Here is a 20302-nt window from a genome sequence, read left to right as displayed (position 1 = left end):
TGCACGGGTGTAACCAGGTGGGCTAGGGTGCTCCCGTGCGGAGTTTCCGGGGGAGTGCGGGGCACGTCGCGGCGTGCCGTTCAACGGTCGGGCGCGGGCGGGGGATCGGAGCGGCGCTGGTCGCGCTGCTGGCCCTGCTCGCGACGGCCTGGCCAGCCAGCGCGCCAGCCGCCGAGCCGGCGACCCGCTATTCGCTGGTCCACGGCTGCTACGCGCTCCAGTCGGTCGCGACGGGGCGCTTCGTCGTCCGCCGTCCCGACGGCGGCTACCGGGCCGAGGCGATCGCCGCCGGCGGTGCCGAGGCGTTTCGGATGCAGGCCACCGCGCTCGGCCGCTACCTGTTCTACGGCCGCGACCGGACCGCGATCACCCGCGGCGACGGCAGCGCGGTGCTGGCCTCCGGCAACCTCGGACCGGCGGGGGACTGGCGTATCGAGCCGGCCGGCGCGGGCCGTTTCCGGATCGAGGGCCTGACCGGCGGCGTGCTGGCCGTCGACGGCGGCAGCGGCGGCAGCCTGGTCGCGCCGCCGCGGGCCGAGGGCGAGACCGCCGCCTTCCGGTTCGTCGCGGCCGGCAACTGCGCGGTCTTCCCCGAGGCGGAGATCAACGCCGTCGGCACGCCGGCCCGTGGCAGCTGGCGCGACGGCGAGGTCCGCGGCCTGATCGACACCCACAACCACCCGATCAACTTCAACTTCATCGGCGGCGCCGTCCACTGCGGCCGGATGTGGTCGCCTTACGGGATCGAGAAGGCCCTCGTCGACTGTCCCGACCACGCCCTGCTCGGCGGCGGCGCGGCGCTGCTGGAGAACTTCCTCGGCGGCAACCCGATCGGCTTCCACGACGCCTCCGGCTACCCGTCGCTGAAGGACTGGCCGCGCCACGACTCGCTGACCCACGAGGGCGCCTACTGGCGCTGGGTCGAGCGGGCCTGGCGCGGCGGCCTGCGGATCATGGTCGTCGACCTGGTCGACAACGGCGTCCTCTGCCGGATCTGGCCGGTCCGCAACCGCAGCTGCGACGAGATGGAGACGATCCACGAGCAGCTTCGCTACACCGAGCAGCTGCAGGACTACATCGACGCCCAGTTCGGCGGTCCCGGCAAGGGCTTCTTCCGGATCGTCAAGAGCCCGCAGCAGGCGCGGCGGGTGATCAACGACGGCAAGCTCGCGATCGTCCTCGGGATGGAGAACTCGGAGGCGTTCAACTGCTCGCTGCCGAACGACACCCCGGCCTGCACGCCCGAGCAGATGGAGCAGCGGCTCGACGAGATGTACCGGCTGGGCGTGCGCAGCGCCTTCCCCGTCCACAAGTTCGACAACGCCTTCGGCGGCACCACCGGCGACGGCGGGCTGACCGGCGTCCTGACCAACGTCGGCAACCTGGTCGGGACCTCGCACTTCCTGCGCCTGCAGCGCTGCGCCGAGGGCCACCCGTCCGACACCTACGACCTCGACGCCTTCCCGCGGCTCGACATCGTCACCCAGCTGCTGACCCTGGTCGGCCTGCACGGCGCGCTGCCGGTCTACCCCGCCGGCCCGCTCTGCAACCCGCGCGGCCTCAGCGACCTGGGCAAGCGGCTGATCGAGCGGATGATCAGCAAGGGGATGATGGTCGAGGTCGACCACATGAGCGTCAAGACCCGCGACGAGGCGCTGAAGCTGCTCGAGCGGCGCCGCTACCCCGGCGTGCTCTCCAGCCACGGCTGGTCGGACGAGACGACGCCGAAGCGGATCTACCAGCTGGGCGGCTTCATCGGGCCCTACGCCGGCGGCTCGAAGGGCTTCGCCGAGCAGTGGAAGGTGCTCCGCAAGCAGCGCAACCCGCGGTTCCTCTTCGGGCTCGGCTACGGCGCCGACATCAACGGCTTCGGCGCCCAGGGCGGCCCGCGCGGCGACAACGCCAAGAACCCGGTCCGCTACCCCTTCCGCTCGATCGACGGCGCGGTGACGCTCGACCGCAACCGGACCGGCAACCGCGTCTTCGACCTCAACGAGGAGGGCGTGGCGCAGTACGGGCTCTACCCCGACTGGTACGAGGACCTGCGTCAGATCGCCGGCCAGCCGATCGTCGACGACCTCCTGGCCGGCGCCGAGGCCTACCTCCAGACCTGGGAGCGGGCGACCGGCGTGCCGTATCCCGGCTGCAAGGTCGAGGCCGGCGCCTTCGGCCGCTCGCAGGTCGGCCCGCTGCGGCTGGACGAGTCGGCGGCCTCGCTGCTGCGGCGGGTCGGCCAGCCCACGGCGCGCCCGCTCGACGCCTACCGCTACTGCGTGACCGAGCGCGACGGCCGCCAGGCGACGGTGGCGGCGGTCTTCGGCGACGACGGCCGGACGGTCGCGATGACCTCGACCGCCCGTCAGCACCGGGTCGCGGGGCTGCGGGTCGGCTCGTCGGTGCGGCGCGTCGGGCGGGTGGCGAAGCGGGTCGGCCGCGGCCTTTGGGTCCGCCGGGCCCGCAGCCGCACCAGCCCGCGGGTGGTGCTGCACACCAGCAAGGGCCGGATCAGCGCGATCGCCGTCGTGGCGCCGGAGCGGGCCCGCGCCAGCAGCCTGCGGCGGACGCTGCGGCTGGCCGGCGTCCGCTGAGCGGGACGGCGGCGGCGCGGCCGGCTCAGCCGCGCTTGATCCCGGTGACCTAGCGTAGGGCGGGTGCGGTTCCCCGACGGACGGCGCTCGCCCGCGCTGCACCACCTGAGCCTGGTGCTCGCCGGGCTGGTCGGGACCTTCCTGCTGGTCGGCTTCGTGCTCCGGCCCAGCCGCACCGCCGACGTGCTCGACGCGCGCACGATCGAGGCGATCTCGCCGTTCTGGCAGTCGGAGCCGTGGTGGTGGTTCGTGCGGCTGGGCAACCCCGCCTCGTACCTGCAGTTCTGCCTGGCGCTGGTGTTCGTGGCGGCCCTGCGGCGGCGCTGGCGGCTGGCGCTGCTGATCCCGCCGACGATGGTGGCCAGCGAGCTGATGGCCCAGAACCTGAAGCAGCTGCTGGCCGCCCCGCGCGACGTGCCGCTGGCCGCCGCCCGGATCGCCGACGCCTCGTGGCCCTCGGGGCACAGCACGGCGGCGATGACCGTGGCGCTGCTGGCGATCCTGGTGGCTCCCCGGCGGCTGCGGCCGCTGGTGGCCGTGGTCGGCGGGCTCGGAGCCTGCGGCGTCGGGCTGGGGCTGATCGCCGGCCGCTACCACTACCCGACCGACGTCTTCGGCGGCTACCTGTGCGCGGCGATCTGGGTCACGCTCGCCGCGATGGTGCTGGTGGCCTGGCAGCGCTGGCGTCCGGCCCCGACGCCGCCCGACCGGCGGCCGCTGCGACCGGTCCACGTCGCCGGGCCGCTGCTGCTGCTCGGGCTCGGGCTGCTGATCGCGGCCTCGCGGGCCGCCCGCACCGACGGCGGCCTGCTGGGGACCGTCGACCAGCACACGGCGGCGGTGGTGGTGGTCGGCGCGATCGTCGCGCTGGCCCTGACGCTGGTCGCCGCCGCGACGACGCTGACCGCGGCGGGGGAGGACGAGGCCCGGGAAGCGCCGCTCAGCGGCCCGCGCCCGGCTGCCAGAGCGGTTCCTCGCCGCCGTTGGCCGCCCGCGCGAGGATGAAGAGCAGGTCGGAGAGCCGGTTCAGGTACTTCGCGACGTCGGGGTTGGCGCCCTCGACCAGCAGCGCCCGCCGCTCGGCCCGGCGGCAGATCGTCCGCGCCACGTGCAGGTGGGCGGCCGACGGCGTGCCGCCCGGCAGCAGGAACGAGCGCAGCGGCGTCAGCTCGCCGTTGACCTCGTCGCAGCGCTGCTCCAGCCACGCGACCTGCTCGGGCGTGGCCCGCAGCCGGTCCTTGCGGGCGTGCTCGGTGTCCTCGGGCACCGACAGGTCGGCGCCGAGGTCGAAGAGGTCGTTCTGGATCCGCCGCAGCCAGGGGCCGAACCGCTCCGGCAGGTCGGCGAGCGTCAGCACCACGCCGAGCTGGCTGTTCAGCTCGTCGATCTCGCCGTAGGCCTCGATCCGCGGATGGGTCTTCGGCACCCGGCTCATGTCGCCCAGGTGGGTCTCGCCGGCGTCGCCGAGCCGCGTGTAGATCCGGGTCAGGTTGACGGTCACCAGCCGACCCTATCGCGGCCCGGCGGCCGGCCGACCACGACGGGGAGGGGTCGCAGGCGGGTTGCCGCGACTAGGATCCGGCCCCGTGCCGCGCCGTCAGACCCGCTCCGCCCGCCTCGTCCGCCGGTGGTCGGCCGCGCTGCTGACGGTGGTCGCCGTGGCCGGGCTGACCGGCTGCGGGAGCGGCGACGACGAGCCGCAGGGCGTCCGGGTGCTGGTCACCGACGGTCGCGGCAGCCGGCTGCTGCTCGACCGCGACCAGCTGCCGGTCAAGGACGGCGAGCACGTGGCCGACGTGCTGCGGCGGGCGGCGAAGGTCCGGCTCGACCGCCAGGGCGACGTGACCGCGATCGGCGACACCGCAGCCAGCGGCGACGCGCGCTGGTCGTTCTGGATCAACGGCGCCCCGCCCGAGACCGGCGCCCTCGACGACAGCCGCCCGACCCACGAGCAGCGGCCGACGACCTTCGAGCGCGCGACCGAGGCCGAGGTCCACGACGGCGACACGATCTGGTTCGACCGCTCCGCCCCGGGCCCGGCGGCGCGGCCGCGGGGCGTGGTCGGCAGCTTCCCCGAGCCGTTCCTGCACGGCTTCGACGGCAAGCGCTGGCCGGTGCGGGTGGAGTGCACCGAGCCGCGGGCCCAGGCCTGCCGGATGGTCCGCGACGTGCTCGTCCGCTACGGGATCCCGGCCGCCACGACCGCCCTCCGCAGCTCCTACAACCCGGAGACGGCGCGGATCGCCGTCGGCCGCTGGAGCGCGATCCGCGAGGACCCGGCCGCCGGCCTGCTCGAGATGGGCGTCGGGATCTCCGGGATCTTCGCCCGCCCGGACCGCGACGGCCGCCGGATCGCGCTGCTCGACGCCGAGGGCCGGACGGCGCGGACGCTGGGGGCCGGCGCCGGGCTGATCGTCGCCTCGCGCTACCGCGACGAGCCGCCGAGCTGGGCGGTCACCGGCACCGACGACGCCGGCGTCCTGCGGGCAGCCGGCGCGCTCGACCCGACGCTGCTGGCGCGTCGCTTCGCGGTCGCGATCGAGGGCGGCGACGTGCTGCCGCTGCCGCTGCGCCGCTGAGGTCGGCGATCAGCGGCGCAGCCGCCGCCAGGGCTGCGCGTCGACGTCCAGCCACAGCAGCTCGCAGCCCTGGGTCCGCGGCAGCGCGGTCGCCCGGCAGCCGAAGCGGCCGTCGCTGGCCAGCCGCCGGACGACGGCCAGGTGACGATCGTCGGGACGCGCGATCGCGGTCAGGGCCGAGCCGTAGCGCTCGGTCTGGGCGGAGCTGAAGCCGCTCTCCAGCACCCACCGCCGGGCGCCGTTGCGCGAGCTGCGCAGGAGCACCGAGCGTCCGCCGCCGCCGCTGCGCAGGATCGGCACGATCACGTCGCGGCGACCGAGCGCCGGGGCGCCGATCTCGGCGAAGGTGCGGCGGCCCGGGGCGACGCTCTGGACGGTGCGGGTCCGCCTGCCGACGGCGATCCGCAGCGACCAGCGGGTGCGGATCCCGTGCGCCCGCCAGCTGTAGGCGATCGTGGACCCGCGGAGGTCGATCGCCACCGGGCCGTACTCGGGGACGGTCGTCACCGCGCGTCCGCGCCGCTCGCGCCGCGGCCCGAGGTGGCGGGGCCGCGCCGGCGGCGGGCCGTCGAGGGCGGCGATCGCGACCCCCGCCCGGGCGCTGCTGCCGCCGCGGACGGCCTGGGCGAACGCGATCCGGCGGCCCCAGACGGCCGGGTGCCGCTCGTCGACGTCGGGCTGCGAGGCCGACGGCACCGGCACGTCGCTGCCGGTCTGCGGGTCGATCTGCCAGACGTCGCAGCCGGTCGGGGCGGGCGCGATCGGGGTCGCGCAGCGGCTGTAGACCACGAGCGCCTGGCCGCTCGGTCCCGGGCCGATCCCGGCGTCGAAGGGGCGCGGCTGCGGCGGCGTCGGCAGCTCGACGCCGCTGCCGTCGGGCCGGCGCGCGATCAGGTGGAAGAGCCCGTCCGGGCCGCGGCGGCTCCACAGCAGCCAGCCGTTCCAGCCGTCGAGCGGGGTGTCGTTCGGCTCGACCGAGAGCACGGTCGGGCCGCGCAGCGCCGCGTCGAACGCCACGGCGGGGGGGGTCGGGGCGGGGGCCGGGGTGGCGGGCTGCGGGTCGTCGCTCGCGGGCGGCGTCGGAGTCGTGCTCGTGGTCGTGCTCGTGCTCGTGCCGCTGCCGCCGTCGGCTGGCGCGGGGTCGCCGTCGGCCGCCGCGGCGGGCGCGAGGGCGAGCAGCGCGGCGAGCGCGAGGGGCAGCAGGGGACGGGGCGTCACGGTTGCAGGAACCCGCGGGAGGGCAGGGAGTTTCGCCGCTGGACCGATCGACGGGACGGGCGGGCGGCGACCGGCCCGTCGATCGGCGTCAGTGGGCGGGGGCGAACGCCGGGTCGTCCTCGTGCTGGCGGAAGAACGCGGTCATCGGCGCCACGTAGCTGGCGACCGGCGGGCAGCGGACGCCGTGGCGGCCAAGCAGCTCGGTGGCGCGGCTGGTGTCGTAGCGGACCTCGTGCTGCAGGTAGATCAGCGACTCGCGCGGGGTGCCGCCGAAGAGCGTCCGGACCGGCTTCAGCCGCAGCGCCTGGTCGACCAGCGGCCACGGCAGCCGCAGCGACGGGCTCTTGTCGGCGTACTCGCGGGAGAGCAGCGCGAACAGCTCGGCCGAGCTGATCGGGTCGGGGTCGACCAGGTGCAGCGTCTCGCCGGCGAATTGCGGGTCGCCGGCGCCGGTCACGATCGCGTCGATGATGAAGTCGACGGGGACGACGTTGAGCGGCGCGGCCATCGTGCCGGGCTGGACGATCAGGCCGCCGGTCCGCTGCGAGGCCGCGATCGAGCGCAGCAGGAAGTACGGCCCGTCGAACTTCTGGGTGTCGCCGGTCCGCGAGTCGCCGACGACGATCCCGGGCCGGTAGATGGTGGTCGGGACCTCGTCCATCGAGGCCCGCACGAGCACCTCGGCGGCGAACTTCGTCGACTCGTAGTGGTTCTTGAAGCTCTGGCCGGCGGCGAGGTCGGCCTCCATCACCCGTCCGCGCCGGAGGCCGGCGACGTAGGCGGTCGAGACGTAGTTGTGGCGCTCCAGGTTGGGCGCGGCGCGGCAGAAGTCGATCACGTTCTGCGTGCCCTCGACGTTGACCCGCTCGGCCAGCCCCAGCGGCACGGCGAGGTCGTAGATCGCCGCCAGGTGGTGGACGGCGACGGTCTCGGCCGCCAGCCGCCGGTAGCTCGCCTCGTCCAGGCCCAGCCGCTGGTCGGTGATGTCGCCCGGCTGGATCCGCAGCCGGTCCCCGCGCCCGAGCGCCGCGGCGGCGATCTGGGCCTTCTCGACCATCCGCGGCTCGACCAGCGCGACCACGACGGCGTCCGGATCCTGGTCGAGCAGGAGCGGGATCAGGCGGGCGCCGATGAAGCCCGGGAAGCCGGTGAAGAGGATCGTGCGCGAGGCCATGGCGCGCCATCCTACCGACGCGTAGGTTGCGGGACCGCGCGGCCTCGGTCGGACGATCGTCCGCCGCGGACACGGACGTGTGCGGGCCGCGTACGCTGCCCGCATGGATCAGGGTCATGTGGGGGAACCAGCGGTGGTGGCGCCGGCGGCGCCCGATCCACCGCCGTACTACGGCGACGGTCCCGAGCCGGGCCACCGCGAGCGGCCGCTGCAGGGCTACACCGACGCCCCGACGCGGCTGAAGCTGGCGACGCTGGCGGTCGGCCTGGCCAGCGCGGCTGGCGCGGTCGGGGCGATCTCCGGGGTGCTGGCGTACTTCGAGGCGCGGCGGGTGGCCGACGACGTCCCGGGCGCGGGGGCGGCCCCGGTCGACGCGCTGCCGATCCACCAGGCGCACCTGGACGCGCTCAACGACGCGCTCCAGCGCAACGACGCCTGGATCGCGGTCTGGGCGCTGGCGCTGATCGTCAGCGGCGTCTGCGTCCTGCTGTGGCAGGTCCGGGCCAACCGCAACCTGCCCGAGCTGGGCTTCCGCTGGGCGTCGTTCGGGCCGGTCTCGACCGTCTTCTGCTGGCTGGTGCCGGTCTGGCAGTGGTTCGCGCCGAAGGCGGCGATCAACGAGCTGTGGCGCTCCGGCCTCGACGACGGCGAGGACCCGGACGGCACCGCCGAGCCACCGGCTTGGCTGGCGGTCTGGTGGGGCGTCTGGCTGCTGGTGGTGCTGGGCGGCCGGATCGCCTACGCGGCGCTGCCCTCGGAGACGCTCGACGACTTCGCGGTGCTCTCGCTGGTCGGTGCCGCGATGGCGCTCGGCCTGGCGGTCGCGGGCGTCCTGATGATTCGGATCATGTGGCGGATCACCGACCGCCAGCGGCGGCGGGCGGGGCTCGACGGGCTGCTGCCGACCTAATCCACCAACCGCCGCTCGGTGGCCCAGCGGGTCAGCTCGTGGCGGTTGGAGAGCTGGAGCTTGCGGAGCACCGCCGAGACGTGGTGCTCGACCGTCTTCGGGCTGATCGTCAGCCGGCGGGCGATCTCCTTGTACATGTAGCCGCGGGCGATCAGGCGCAGGACCTCGCGCTCGCGGTCGGTCAGCTGGTCCAGCTCGGGATCGGCGACGACCGCGGCGCCGGCGTCGATCCGGCCCGCGAAGGCGTCGAGCACGAAGCCCGCCAGCCGCGGGGAGAAGACGGCGTCGCCGGCCCGGATCTGCTCGATCGCCGCCACCAGCTCGTCGCCCGAGATCGTCTTCGTCACGTAGCCGCGGGCGCCGGCGCGGATCAGGCTGATCACGTCCTCCGGCTCGTCGCTGACCGACAGCGCGAGGAACCGCTGGCCGGGCCGGGTCTCGTGCACCCGCCGCAGCACCTCGGCCCCGCCGCCGCCCGGCATGTGGACGTCGAGCAGCACCACGTCGGGCTCGCGGTCGAGGATCAGCCGCACCGCCACGTCGACGTCACCCGCCTCGCCGAGGACGGTCGCCCGCGGCCGCGGCGGCTCGCCGCCGGCGCCGGCGGCGGTCGGCTGCTCCAGCTCGGCGCGGACGCCGGCGCGGAAGAGCGCGTGGTCGTCGACGAGCACGACGGTGGGCAGGGTGGTCACGATCGGTCCTTTCGCTCGTCGAGCAGCAGCTCGACCTCGGTGCCCTCTCCGGGCGCCGCGTGAATGGTGGCGCGCCCGCCGGCCCGCCGCATCCGGCCGACGATCGACTCGCGGACGCCGCGCCGGTCCCCGGGCACGTCGCCGGGGTCGAAGCCGCGCCCGCGGTCGCGGACGAAGACCTCGACCCGGCCGTCCTCGGCCTCGGCGTAGACCTGGATCGTGCCGCCGCGGGCCGGCACGCCGCCGGGCTCGCCGTCGGCCGGCGCGAAGGCGTGGCGGGCCGCGTTGGCCATCGCCTCGCGGGCCGCCGCGACCAGCGCCGCCGTGCGGTCGTCGAGCGGCTGCTCGCCGCTGGTGACGACCTCGATCTCGACCGCGTGCTCGACCTCGACCGCCGCCGCCGCGGCCCGCAGCGCCGCCATCAGCTCGTCGTCGGGACGCTCGCTGCGGCCCGACAGCCACAGCCGCAGCTCGCGCTCTTGCCGCCGGGCCAGCTTGGCGACCTCGCGCGGGTCGTCGCTGCGGCGCTGGATCAGGGCCAGGGTCTGGAGCACCGAGTCGTGGAGGTGGGCGGCGACCTCGGCCCGCTCGTCGCCGCGGATCCGCTCCGACCGCTCGACCGCCGCCCGCCGCGACATCCGCCGCCAGAAGGGGGCGATCACGACCGCGATCACGGCCACCGCGACCAGCGTCTGGAGGACCCCGTTGCGGGACGCCGTCAGCGCCCCGAGCGAGGAGAGCGTGGCCAGCGCGCCGAGCAGCACCAGCGCGATGCCGCCGCCGAGCAGCATCCGGTCGGTCTCCGGATCGGCCTCGCCGCGGCGGCCGACGAGCCGCTGCCAGCCGCTCTGCTGGTCCGGATCCGGATCGGGCGCGCCGACCTGCGACCAGAGCACCGCACCGCCGGCCGCCAGCAGCAGCAGCGCCCAGAAGTCGATCCCGGTCATCGCCTGCAGCGCCAGCAGGCCGGCCGTCACCCCGGCCAGCACCAGCAGCACGCCCGACGCCGTCCGGCGGTTGACGCCGGTCGCGCGGGCGTCGCGGACGGCCCGTCGGGCGGCCTGGCGCTCGCGGTGGCGGGCCAGCGCCAGCTGCCCCCAGGCCAGCACGCCGACGACCCCGAGCAGCAGCGCGACGCCCGCTAGGAGCGCCCGTCCGCCGCGGCCCGAGGAGCCGTCGGCGACGACCAGCGCGACCGCCGCGAGGGCGGTCAGCGCGGCCGTCAGCCGGGGCAGCCAGGGATCGGTCACCCGCGGGCGCTCCGGCTCTTGCGACAGGCGTCGGTGCGGATCGGGTCGGCGCCGGCGTTCGGGCCCGACCAGCGCCAGTTGCCGAACCGGCCGTGGCCGTCGAGGTCGGCCGGGTTGCGGGTCACGAACAGCTCGCCGACCCCGACCCGCAGGTCCAGGTTCACCTGCGGGCGGTCCTTGCCGGGATCGATCTCGAAGCTCTCGCGGTGGTTGGACAAGGCGGTGTTGTCGCTGCTGTGGCGGGACAGCACGCGGGTGTCGCCGCCGATCGTCATCCGGGTGTCGACGCTCCAGGCGACGCAGCGGTTGCGGGGGAGGAGCACGTTCAGGCGGCCGACGTCGACCCGGGCCGGAACCCGCAGCACGCTGTCGCGCCGCAGCGGCAGCTGCCGCAGGTCGACGGTCATCTCGCCGACGCCGAGCCGGTAGCCGTCGCGGGCCCGGGTGGCGTCGAACGGCCGGTAGGTGCGCTCGCCGATCGAGCGGTCGACGTCGATGTCGGCGACGACCGCGGAGGCCGCCGGCAGGGCGAAGGCGAGGATCACCACCAGCAGGGTGCTGGCCGCGCGGCGGTTCTGGCGGGCCCCGACCAGCGCGACCGCGAGGATCGCCAGGATCACCGCCACCGGCCAGGCGCCGAGCAGCGCGGTGACGGCGAAGCTGCAGGCGGCGACGATCCCGAAGCCGACCAGGATCCCGAAGACCGCGGCGATCCCCAGCAGCAGCCGCAGGACGCCGCCGGCCGCGTTCGCCGAGGCGCTGGCGGTGCCGGCCGCGACCGAGCTCGGCACGCCGTCGACGTCGACCGGCTCCTCCGGGATCAGGATCGCGGCCGCCAGGTAGAAGAGCAGCCCGGCGCCGCCGAGGAAGATCGAGCCGAGGAAGAGGACCCGGATCAGGACCGGCTCGAAGCCGTAGCGCTGGGCGATCCCGCCGCTGACGCCGAACAGCATCCGGTCGCTGCGGGAGCGGAAGAGGCCGCCGGCGGGGGTCGGGGCGCCGCCGCGGCCACCGCCGTCGCCGCTGGGGCCGTCGGAGCCGCCGGCCCCGTGGTCGCCGCCGCCGTGGTCGCCGCCGTCCCCGTCGCCGGCGCCGCCGAAGCCGCCCGCGCCGGGACCGTCCGGTCCGCCGCCGCCCGGCCCACCGGCCTGCGGCTCGTGGACGGCGGTCTCGGCGGTCAGGTCGCCGTCGCCGCGCTCGACCGCCGGGTCGCTGGCGGTCGTCGGCTGGTCGGGACCGGCAGGACGCTCGGCCCGGACGATCGTCGCCGACCGTCCGCGACGGGGCGGCGTCAGCTCGCGGTAGGCGGGGGCGTCGGCGGGCGACGTGGTGGCGAGGGTGCGCATGCGGGACTTCCTGGTTCCGGTGATGCAACCAGGGTGGAGCCCGGCGACGCCGTCCACCATGGGGGATGCCCCGGGCCCGTCCCGGATCATCCCCGGAACGCGATCAGGGGCGCAGGGTGCGCGAGACGCTGGCCGTCCGCGGCACGCCGCCGACCTGCCCGCTGGCGGTGACCGTCAGCTTCAGCCGCCGGCCGCTGCGCAGCGCGCTGCGCCCGCGGGCGGGCAGCAGCAGCGTCACCGCCGCCGCCCGGCGGGCCTTGAAGCGGACCGTGCGGGTCGGCAGCTTCACCGGCCGCCCGGCGACCTTCGCCGTCGCCCGGACCTTGGCGCTGCCCGAGAGGCTGCCGCGGACCGTGACCGGGATCCTGCCGGTGGCGCGGGTCTTCGAGACCTTGACCGTCAGCCGCAGCGTCGCCTTCTCGGGCGGCGGGGGCGTGGGGGTCGTCGTGGTGGTCGTGCCGCCGTCGTAGCCGGTGCTGTCGTAGCGGGGATCGGAGCCGGCCGCGAGGGCGCTGACCGGGATCGCCGCCGCCAGCACGGCGACCAGCAGCATCGGGGAGCGGGGGATGGTGCGCATGGGGGATGGGCCCCGCCGACGATGGGGCCGGCCCGACGCTACCAGCGGACGGGAGCGGGCGCAGCGGTCGCCCGAGCGCCGTCCCGGGATGCGATGCTCCAGGGGTGCTTGAGCGCTCCGACGCCATCGGTGCCCTGACCGAGGAGACCTTCGACGTGGTCGTGGTCGGTGGCGGAGTCACCGGCGCGGGGGTGGCGCTCGACGCCGCCTCGCGCGGCTTCTCCGTCGCCCTCGTCGAACGGGCCGACTACTCCTCCGGCACCTCCAGTCGCAGCTCGAAGCTGGTCCACGGCGGCCTCCGCTACCTGGCCAGCTTCGACCTCGGCCTGGTCCGCGAGGCGCTGCTGGAGCGGCAGATCAACGCCCGCCTGGCGCCGCACCTGGTCACCCCGCTGCCGCTGGTGGTCGCCAACGCCGGCTCGGGTCGGCCGGACCGGATCACCGGCGTCGGGCTCAACCTCTACGACGTGCTGGCCGTCGACGCCCGCCGCGGAGGCCGCCGGCGCCGGCGCCAGATGTCCGACGACGAGCGGGCCTGGAGCCCCGACCGCCACCGGGCGCTCGACCCGCGCGAGGTCGTCGAGCACCTGCCGGCGCTGGCCGACCGCAACCCGACCGGCGGCCACCTCTTCTACGACTGCCAGACCGACGACAGCCGGCTGGTGCTGACGATCCTCCAGGAGGCGGAGCGCTTCGGCGCGGTCTGCGTCAACCGGGTCGAGGTGCTCGGGCTGCTGGAGCGCGACGGACTGGCCGAGGGCGTCGAGGTCCGTGACCGCGAGACGGGGGCGACCTTCCCGATCCAGGCCGACAACGTCGTCAACGCGACCGGCGTCTGGGCCGACCGGCTGCGCCCGGCCGAGCTGCGCGACGAGGCCGAGGTGCCGGTCATCCGGCCCTCGCGCGGGACCCACGTGACGCTGCCGGTCGAGAAGCTGCCGCTGCGCTCGGGCGCGATCGTGCCGTCGGGCGGCGGCCGCTTCATGTTCGCGCTGCCGTGGCTGGGGCGGACGCTGGTCGGCACCACCGACAACGAGTACGACCACCGCGACCTCGACCACGTCCCGCCGCCGGACGAGGACGTCACCTACATCCTCGACGGGGTCAACGAGTTCTTCGGCACCTCGCTCGGGTTCGACGACGTCTGCGGCGCCTACGCCGGCGTCCGGCCGCTGATCTCGACCGGCGATCCCAAGCGCTCGGTCGACATCTCGCGCCGGGCCGAGCTCTACGAGACCTCCTCGGGGATGCTCACGATCACCGGCGGCAAGCTCACCACCTGGCGGCGGATGGCCAAGCAGACCGTCGACCGGCTGGTCGAGCGCGAGGGCCGCGTGGCGCCCTGCCGCACCGACCACCTGCCGCTGGGGCAGCCGGTCGATCCGCTGCGGCTGCCGAACGTGCGCGGGACGACGGCCGAGGCGCGCGCCCAGCTCGCGGCCCGCTACGGCCTGGTCGCCCGCGATCTGCTGGCGCTGGCCGAGGAGCGCCCGGAGCTGGCGCGGCCGGTGGTCGACGACGGCCCGGTCGACCTGCTGGCCGAGGTCGTCCACGCCGCCCGCCACGAGCAGGCGCGGTCGGTCGGCGACGCGCTGCTGCGGCGCACCCGGCTGGGGCTGACCGCGGCGCGCACGGTGACGGCCGACGGCGGGCGGGTCGCCCGCGAGGTCGCTCAGGCGATGGCGCCCGAGGTCGGCTGGGACGCCGCGGGGGTCGACGCGGCGGTCGCGGACTTCCTGGACGAGGCGCGGCTGGAGGGGCTGGTTCCCGGCGGGGGCGCCGGGGCCGGAGGGTCGAGCGAGCAGTCCGGGGTGGACAGTGAACACGCGGTCGCGCCGGCCTCCGGCGGACCTGACCGCCCGACCGCCTAGGATCAGCCCGATCGGATGTCCGAAGACGACGAGAGCACCCCGAACCCCCCGTCGGTGACCGCTGCGCGATTCGATCGCGACGGCGAGACGGTCTACAACCTGGCGCTGCGGATCACCGCCAGTCCCGGCGCCGCCTGGCACGCCACGGTCGCCGCCTTCGCGGCCGTCGCCGAGCGCGTGCCCGCGGACGCGCCGCCGGGGACCGACGAGCAGGACCTGCTGCTGATGGGCTGCTGGCACGCCCGCCAGCTGCTCAGTCAGCTAGACGCGAACCCCGAGTACGCCGCCCAGCTGCGCGCGCACGACGAGGCGAACGTGCCGATGGCCAGCCTCCAGGCGTCGGTGGTGCGCGCCAACGGGCTGCTGCCGGTCGACCAGCGCGAGGTGCTGGCCCTGCGCGGCCTCAGCCGCCTCGACCACCAGGATCTGGCCGTGCTGCTGCGCGCCGATCCCGGCGTGCTGGCGGCGATGCTCGCCCAGGCGCGGCTGATGCTGCGCGACGCGATGCGCGGCTCGCGGATCGCCGCCGAGGCGCTGACCACGCCCGAGGCGCGGCAGGCGGTCGCGCTGGCCGCCCTCCGCCAGGACGGGCAGCTGCGCGGCGCCGAGGCGCGGCTGACGCTGGCCCACTGGCTGGACGGCGACGAGTCGCGGCGTGCGGTCGTCGACGCCCTGGAGGAGGCCGGGCTCTCGTACCGCGCCTGGGCCCGGGCGAGCGTGCCCGAGGGCCTGCGCGAGGCCGCGATCGGGGCCGCCGACGGCGTGCCCGCCCCGGCACCGGCGGCCGCCGCCGCCGATCCCGATCCCGCGCCGACGACCGCGGGCGAGGCCACCGGCGATCCGGCGACCGGCGATCCGGCCGCGGCCGCCGTGGCGCCCGACCCGTCGGCCGGCTTCCCGGCCGGTCAGCACGACGTCCCGCTCGACCCGCCGGCGACGGCCGTCCACGCCACCACCAGCGGCGAGGGCGAGCCCGGTCCGGCGACCGGCGAGGTCTCGAGCGGCTCCTACGACCCCTTCACCGGCGAGCCGGTCGCCGCGGCCGAGCCGCCCGCCGAGGCCGCCGCGGGGCCGGTCCCGCCGCGTGGCCGCGGCGGCGCCCCCGATCCGGACGCGACCGTCGAGTGGTCGTCGTCGGAGATCGCCGCCCTCGGCCTCGACGGCGACGAGCCCTCGCCGGTCGAGGAGTGGGACGACGACTGGGACGACGACCAGGGCGGCGGCCACGGCGATCGCCTGCAGCCGCGCGAGTCCCACGGCCGCCGCGCCCCGCGCTGGCAGGTCGCGGTGGTCGGGATCCTGCTCGTCGCGCTGCTGATCGTGCTGGCGCTGACCTTCCTCAAGGGCGACGACTCGACCGAGCCGACGACCAACGACACGTCGTCGCAGGTCGTGCAGCCCGCGGGCGGGGCGGCCCAGGCGGCGGCGATCGGGGCCGCGCAGGCGACGATCGTCCTGCCGCGCCTGTGAGCGAGGTCCGCTTCCGCGACCTCCACGCCGCCGCCGGAAGCCCGCAGCCGGTCGCGTCGCTGCTCGACGCGATCGTGGCCGACCCCGCGCCGCGCGTGGCCGGCCGGCCGCGGACGATCGGCGTGATGGTCAGCAGCGCCGACGGCCGCGCGACCGTCGAGGGCGGCGCCTCGGGCTTGGGGGGCCCGGAGGACCGAGCGGTCTTCCGCGGCGTCCGCGAGCGGGCCGACGCGCTGCTGGTCGGCCCCTCGACCCTCAACCGCGAGCGCTACGCGACCGTCCTCGACGAGGATCAGCGCGAGCGGCGACGGGCCGCCGGGCGGCCGCCCGAGCCGCTGCTGGCCACGATCAGCCGCTCGTTCGGGCTCGACGCCGACGTGCCGATCCTCCACGAGCCGGAGGCGCGGGTGGTGGTCTACGGCGAGCGCGAGCCGCCGCCGGCGCTGGCCGCCGCGCCGGTCGAGGTGGTCCAGCTGGAGCGGGCCGACCCGGCCGCCGCGCTGGCCGACCTCGACCGCCGCGGGATCGAGCTGCTGGCCTGCGAGGGCGGGCCGACGCTGCTCGCCGGGCTGATCCGCGACGGGCTGCTCGACGAGGTGCTGCTGACCGTCTCGCCGCTGCTGGTCGGCGGGCTCGATCCGCTGACGATCCTCGACGGCCCGATCGGCCCCCGCAGCGGCTCGGCCGGCCCGACGGCGCCGAGCGACCCGGTGCCGCCGGTGGCGCCCGTCACACTCCAGGTCCGGGGCCTGTGGCAGGCCGCGGACGTCCTCTTCCTGCATTACCACCTGACCGACGGGAGTCCCCAGTGAGCGCCACGCTGACGCTGCGCCTGCGCCAACGCACCCTCACGCTGCAGGCGGGCCGACCGCTGCTGATGGGGATCGTCAACTGCACGCCGGACTCGTTCAGCGACCGGCGGCGGCTGGAGACCGTCGACGAGCGGGTCCAGCACGGGCTGGAGCTGGCCGCGGCCGGGGCGGCGATCATCGACGTCGGCGGCGAGTCCGGGGTCACGCACCGCCCGCAGGTCGGGGTCCGCGAGGAGCTGGAGCGGGTGGTCCCGGTCGTCCAGCGGCTGGTCGACCACGGGCTGATCGTCTCGGTCGACACCTGGAAGCCGGAGGTCGCCGAGGCGGTGCTCTCGGCCGGCGCCCACCTGATCAACGACGTCAGCGGGCTGTACCACGCGCGGCTGGCCAGCGTGGTGGCGGCGCGCGACGCCGGGATCGTCCTGATGCACACCCGCGCGGCGCCGAAGACCGAGCACTTCCCGGACTACGGCGGACGGGTCGTGGCCGACGTCCGCAACGTGCTCGGGCAGCTGCGCGAGCGGGCGCTGCAGGCCGGCGTCCGCTCCGACGCGATCGTGCTCGACCCGGGCCCGGACTTCGCGAAGATGCCGGCCGAGTCGGTCGAGGTGCTGCGCGACCTGCCGGCGCTCGCCGTCCACGGCCACCCGCTGCTGCTGGCGGTCTCGCGCAAGTACTTCGTCGGCACGATCATCCACCGCGAGCCCGACGACCGCCTGGCCGGCACCCTGGCCGCGCTCGGCTGGTGCGCGGAGCGGGCGAAGTTCTCGATCGCCCGCGTCCACGACGTCCGCGAGGCGGCCGACTACCTGCAGGTGCGGGCGGTGCTGGACGGGGTCGAGGAGATGCCCTCGATCGACCGCGACGACCTGCGGCTGCAGTGGCTGCACGACGACGAGGACGACGAGGGCGGCGATCCGGGCGGCTCGCGCGAGCCGGCGGTCCGCTGAGCGCGGGCGACGGGGGCGGCGGCCGCGCGATGTTCTACTGTGAGGTGGAACCCCCGATCACGCCACGCCCGCGGAGCTCTGCACCCTCATGAAGCTGTTCATCGACACCGGATCCGTCGCCGAGGTCGAGGAGATCGCCCGTTGGGGCGTGCTCGCCGGCGCGACCACCAACCCCTCGCTGCTGGCCAAGGAGGACGGCGCCCCGGAGGAGATCATCCGCCGGATCGCCGACCTGGTCGACGGCCCGACCTCGGCCGAGGTGGTCAGCGACGACGCCGACGGCATGGTCGCCGAGGGCGTCGCCCTGCGCGGCATCCACGAGCAGGTCGTCGTCAAGGTGCCGTTCAGCGCCGCCGGCCTGGAGGCCACGTCGCGTCTGCGCGAGCTGGGCCACCCGGTCAACATGACCCTGGTCTTCAGCGCCCCGCAGGCGATCCTCGCCGCCGAGGCGGGGGCGACCTACATCTCCAGCTTCCTCGGCCGGCTCGACGACATCGGCGTCGACTCGACCGAGACCACGCGCGAGATCGTCGAGGCCGTCGCCGCCAACTCGACCGGCGCCCAGGTGCTCGCGGCCTCGATCCGCAACCCGATCCACGTCACGGTCGCGGCCGCCCTCGGCGCCGACGTCGCGACAGTGCCGGGCAAGATCCTCCGCCAGATGCTCAAGCACCCGCTGACCGAGTCCGGGATCGCCCAGTTCACCGCCGACTGGCAGACCCGCCCCGAGTTCGCGACCTGGCTCAAGGGCCTGGTCGAGCAGTCGCGGGCGACGGCGTAGCTGCGAGGTTTCGTCCTCCATATCCGCACTTCCGGCTCGAAGTGCGGATATGGACGGGCGGACCTGCCCGTTTGCGGGGGATTCGCCGGGAGATCGGGGATGGCGCGGCGCCGTCGGTCGTGCCGGTCGTCTAGGGTTCGTCGCGAGTCGCCGGCCGCTGCGCACAACGCGGTCGGGCGCCCACCGACGAACCATCCGAAGGAGCAGCATGTCCGTCCTGACCCGCGAGGTGCTGGAGTCCAGCCCGCTCGCCGATCTCCACGCCCTGGCCAGCGAGCTGGCCGTCGACGGCTTCCGGCGCCTGCGCCGCGAGCAGCTGGTCGACACGATCATCGAGCGCCGTGGGGGCGAGGAGGAGGGTGGCAACGGCCGCCGTCGTCGTCGCCGTGGCGGCCGTCGTGACGAGGAGACGACCACCGAGGCCGTCGCCGTCGCCAGCGACGAGGACGAGCGCGAGGACGAGGGCGGGCGCCGCCGCCGGACCCGCGGCGGCCGCGACCGCGACGGCCGCGCCGACCGCGAGCCGCGCGGTGACCGCGACGGGCGCGGCGACCGCGATCGCGACCGTGGCCGCGACGAGGAGGACGGCCCGACCGTCGAGGGCGTCGTCACGATCGGCGCCAGCGGCTCGGCGATCCTGAAGGCCGCCGACGGCAGCGAGGTCTACGTCTCCGCCGGCCAGGTCCGTCGCTGCGAGCTGGTCGACGGCGACCGCGTCGGCGGCCCGACCCGCCCGGCCCGCCGCAGCGAGCGGTTCCCGTCGCTGGTCCGGGTCGAGACGATCAACGGCTCCTCGGCCGAGGAGACCTCGACCGGCACCAAGTTCGAGGAGCTCGAGGCGGTCCGCCCGACCGAGCTGCTCGCCGTCACCAGCGACGACCCGACCGTCGCCGCGATCGCCTGGCTGACCCCGATCGGCCGCGGCTCGCGGGCCGTGATCGTCGGGCCCCACGCGGCCGGCAAGAGCGAGGCGCTGCGGCGCCTGGCCGTCGGCCTGCGCGGGATCGACGGCCTCGAGCTGCTGCCGGTCCTGGCCGGCTCGCGTCCGGAGGAGCTGGGCGACTGGCAGGCCGACGGCCTCGAGCCGGTCGCCGCGCTCGACCTGTCGAGCGGCCCCGAGCAGCGCGCGAAGGCGATCGACGAGGTCGTCGACCGCGGCCGCCGCGTCGCCGCCCGCGGTGGCCACGCCGTGGTCCTGATCGACACCCTCGACGGGCTCGGCGAGGGCGCCGCCCGCCGGGTGCTGGCCGCCGCCCGGCGCCTCAAGGACGCCGGCTCGCTGACGATCATCGCCACCCGCGAGCACCCGGTCGGCGGCGAGAGCACCGTCGTCCGGCTCGACCGCGCGCTGACCACCACCGGCCGCTTCCCGGCGCTCGACCTGGCGGCCTCGGGCACGCTGCGCCCGGAGCTGCTGGTCGGCGACGAGGGCGCCGCGGCGATCGCCGCCGCCCGCGCCGAGCTGGTCGCCTAGCCGTCCCAGAACGACGAAACGCCCCGGAGCTCGGGGCGTTTCGTCGGTTCCGACGGGCTGTCGGGGCGGTTCAGCGGCGCTCGTCGACCGGGACGTAGGCGACGGTGAACCAGGAGGGGGCGGGGGCGAGCTCGACCGGCTCGTCGTTGCGGGTTGGCTGGACGTACTCGAACCGCTGCTCGATCTCGTCGAAGCGGACGTCCAGCTCGCCCTCCTTGACCCGCTGGTCGAGCCAGGCGCCGCGGAAGACCAGCCGCCGCAGCCAGTGGACGAGCGAGCGCTCGGCCGGCCCGGACAGCTCGGTCCAGCAGTCGTTGACGTGCGCCCCGAGGTTCGAGAGCGGCTCGGCCACCTCGCCGTTGACCGCCAGGTTCACGAGGTCGTCGACCTCGGAGGGGTCGAGGCGATCGTGGACGAAGCCCAGACGGACCGCCGCCTGCTCGCACCGTTCGGCGAAGTCACGCTCGGAGAACGTGAAGCGGAGGTCTCCGTACTCGAGGACGAAGTCCTCGCCGGAGTCGTAGTTCCCTCGGAAGCTGGAATCCATGAAGCGATCAGGCGGACGCGTTGGGGCGGAAGCGGCAACCTGTGGCCGTCCCACACGACAGAC

At 75.7% G+C, this 20302-nt stretch carries 18 protein-coding genes; 10 read left to right on the top strand and 8 right to left on the bottom strand.

Annotation, left to right across the window (positions count from 1 at the left end):
* Window positions 1-35: 35 nt before the first annotated feature.
* Together SH587_RS20055 and SH587_RS20050 are read left to right on the top strand one after the other, a co-directional pair.
* On the top strand, window positions 36-2588 hold the full coding sequence (locus tag SH587_RS20055; RefSeq protein WP_320672435.1) for a membrane dipeptidase: 2553 nt from the start codon (window positions 36-38) through the stop codon (window positions 2586-2588).
* Window positions 2589-2651: 63 nt separating this feature from the next.
* Window positions 2652-3593: a phosphatase PAP2 family protein gene (locus tag SH587_RS20050; RefSeq protein WP_320672434.1), complete on the top strand. Its 942-nt coding sequence runs from the start codon at window positions 2652-2654 to the stop codon at window positions 3591-3593.
* On the opposite strand, the gene SH587_RS20045 is transcribed toward SH587_RS20050, so the two are convergent.
* Entirely contained in the window at window positions 3529-4089 is a 561-nt protein-coding gene (locus SH587_RS20045) for a cob(I)yrinic acid a,c-diamide adenosyltransferase (RefSeq protein ID WP_320672433.1), read from the bottom strand. The genes SH587_RS20050 and SH587_RS20045 overlap by 65 nt on opposite strands.
* 85 nt (window positions 4090-4174) lie before the next feature.
* On the opposite strand from SH587_RS20045, the gene SH587_RS20040 reads away from it, so the two are divergent.
* Entirely contained in the window at window positions 4175-5167 is a 993-nt protein-coding gene (locus SH587_RS20040; RefSeq protein WP_320672432.1) for a hypothetical protein, read from the top strand.
* Between the two features lie 9 nt (window positions 5168-5176).
* Here the strand turns inward: SH587_RS20040 and SH587_RS20035 are convergent, their stop codons facing one another.
* Together SH587_RS20035 and SH587_RS20030 are read right to left on the bottom strand one after the other, a co-directional pair.
* Window positions 5177-6385 (bottom strand): hypothetical protein, encoded by a 1209-nt coding sequence (locus tag SH587_RS20035; protein ID WP_320672431.1) that lies wholly within the window; start codon window positions 6383-6385, stop codon window positions 5177-5179.
* An 88-nt stretch (window positions 6386-6473) separates the two neighbouring features.
* The gene (locus SH587_RS20030; protein ID WP_320672430.1) at window positions 6474-7559 is read right to left on the bottom strand and encodes an SDR family oxidoreductase; all 1086 of its coding nucleotides are present in this window, start codon (window positions 7557-7559) and stop codon (window positions 6474-6476) included.
* Window positions 7560-7662: 103 nt separating this feature from the next.
* On the opposite strand from SH587_RS20030, the gene SH587_RS20025 reads away from it, so the two are divergent.
* Window positions 7663-8469: a DUF4328 domain-containing protein gene (locus tag SH587_RS20025; protein ID WP_320672429.1), complete on the top strand. Its 807-nt coding sequence runs from the start codon at window positions 7663-7665 to the stop codon at window positions 8467-8469.
* Here the strand turns inward: SH587_RS20025 and SH587_RS20020 are convergent.
* From SH587_RS20020 to SH587_RS20005, 4 genes are all read right to left on the bottom strand, one after another.
* A complete protein-coding gene (locus SH587_RS20020; RefSeq protein WP_320672428.1) occupies window positions 8466-9161 on the bottom strand; it encodes a LuxR C-terminal-related transcriptional regulator in 696 nt (231 codons plus the stop codon). The genes SH587_RS20025 and SH587_RS20020 overlap by 4 nt on opposite strands.
* The gene (locus SH587_RS20015) at window positions 9158-10411 is read right to left on the bottom strand and encodes a sensor histidine kinase (RefSeq protein WP_320672427.1); all 1254 of its coding nucleotides are present in this window, start codon (window positions 10409-10411) and stop codon (window positions 9158-9160) included. The genes SH587_RS20020 and SH587_RS20015 overlap by 4 nt, the downstream gene beginning before the upstream one ends.
* Window positions 10408-11757 carry a PspC domain-containing protein gene (locus SH587_RS20010; RefSeq protein WP_320672426.1) on the bottom strand — a complete coding sequence of 450 codons (1350 nt, stop codon included), beginning with the start codon at window positions 11755-11757 and terminating at the stop codon, window positions 10408-10410. Before SH587_RS20010 ends, SH587_RS20015 begins: the two co-directional genes overlap by 4 nt.
* A 103-nt stretch (window positions 11758-11860) precedes the next feature.
* Window positions 11861-12334: a hypothetical protein gene (locus SH587_RS20005; protein WP_320672425.1), complete on the bottom strand. Its 474-nt coding sequence runs from the start codon at window positions 12332-12334 to the stop codon at window positions 11861-11863.
* 104 nt (window positions 12335-12438) lie between these two features.
* On the opposite strand from SH587_RS20005, the gene SH587_RS20000 reads away from it, so the two are divergent.
* The 6 genes from SH587_RS20000 to SH587_RS19975 all read left to right on the top strand — a co-directional run bounded on the left by SH587_RS20000 (window position 12439) and on the right by SH587_RS19975 (window position 19692).
* The gene (locus tag SH587_RS20000) at window positions 12439-14205 is read left to right on the top strand and encodes a glycerol-3-phosphate dehydrogenase/oxidase (RefSeq protein WP_320672424.1); all 1767 of its coding nucleotides are present in this window, start codon (window positions 12439-12441) and stop codon (window positions 14203-14205) included.
* A gap of 54 nt (window positions 14206-14259) precedes the next feature.
* Entirely contained in the window at window positions 14260-15675 is a 1416-nt protein-coding gene (locus tag SH587_RS19995; protein ID WP_320672423.1) for an RNA polymerase sigma factor, read from the top strand.
* On the top strand, window positions 15672-16487 hold the full coding sequence (locus SH587_RS19990; protein ID WP_320672422.1) for a dihydrofolate reductase family protein: 816 nt from the start codon (window positions 15672-15674) through the stop codon (window positions 16485-16487). Before SH587_RS19995 ends, SH587_RS19990 begins: the two co-directional genes overlap by 4 nt.
* Window positions 16484-17437: a dihydropteroate synthase gene (folP, locus tag SH587_RS19985; RefSeq protein WP_320672421.1), complete on the top strand. Its 954-nt coding sequence runs from the start codon at window positions 16484-16486 to the stop codon at window positions 17435-17437. The genes SH587_RS19990 and folP overlap by 4 nt, the downstream gene beginning before the upstream one ends.
* Before the next feature lie 88 nt (window positions 17438-17525).
* Window positions 17526-18218, top strand: a complete 693-nt coding sequence (locus SH587_RS19980; protein ID WP_320672420.1) for a transaldolase family protein — start codon at window positions 17526-17528, stop codon at window positions 18216-18218.
* 208 nt (window positions 18219-18426) lie between these two features.
* Window positions 18427-19692 carry a Rho termination factor N-terminal domain-containing protein gene (locus SH587_RS19975; RefSeq protein ID WP_320672419.1) on the top strand — a complete coding sequence of 422 codons (1266 nt, stop codon included), beginning with the start codon at window positions 18427-18429 and terminating at the stop codon, window positions 19690-19692.
* Between the two features lie 70 nt (window positions 19693-19762).
* Here the strand turns inward: SH587_RS19975 and SH587_RS19970 are convergent, their stop codons facing one another.
* Window positions 19763-20239 carry a hypothetical protein gene (locus SH587_RS19970; RefSeq protein ID WP_320672418.1) on the bottom strand — a complete coding sequence of 159 codons (477 nt, stop codon included), beginning with the start codon at window positions 20237-20239 and terminating at the stop codon, window positions 19763-19765.
* Window positions 20240-20302 lie beyond the last annotated feature (63 nt).

Source organism: Patulibacter defluvii (assembly GCF_034096925.1).
In the GTDB taxonomy this organism is placed as follows: Bacteria; Actinomycetota; Thermoleophilia; order Solirubrobacterales; family Solirubrobacteraceae; genus Patulibacter; species Patulibacter defluvii.
This window is presented reverse-complemented; position numbering and strand designations above follow the sequence as displayed.

Excerpts from the sequence above, each read along its gene's own strand:
- SH587_RS20005 (WP_320672425.1), bottom strand. The coding sequence starts at position 12,334 with ATGCGCACCATCCCCCGCTCCCCGATGCTGCTGGTCGCCGTGCTGGCG.
- SH587_RS20010 (WP_320672426.1), bottom strand. The coding sequence starts at position 11,757 with ATGCGCACCCTCGCCACCACGTCGCCCGCCGACGCCCCCGCCTACCGC.
- SH587_RS19970 (WP_320672418.1), bottom strand. The coding sequence starts at position 20,239 with ATGGATTCCAGCTTCCGAGGGAACTACGACTCCGGCGAGGACTTCGTC.
- SH587_RS20030 (WP_320672430.1), bottom strand. The coding sequence starts at position 7,559 with ATGGCCTCGCGCACGATCCTCTTCACCGGCTTCCCGGGCTTCATCGGC.
- SH587_RS19980 (WP_320672420.1), top strand. The coding sequence starts at position 17,526 with ATGAAGCTGTTCATCGACACCGGATCCGTCGCCGAGGTCGAGGAGATC.
- SH587_RS20025 (WP_320672429.1), top strand. The coding sequence starts at position 7,663 with ATGGATCAGGGTCATGTGGGGGAACCAGCGGTGGTGGCGCCGGCGGCG.
- SH587_RS19975 (WP_320672419.1), top strand. The coding sequence starts at position 18,427 with ATGTCCGTCCTGACCCGCGAGGTGCTGGAGTCCAGCCCGCTCGCCGAT.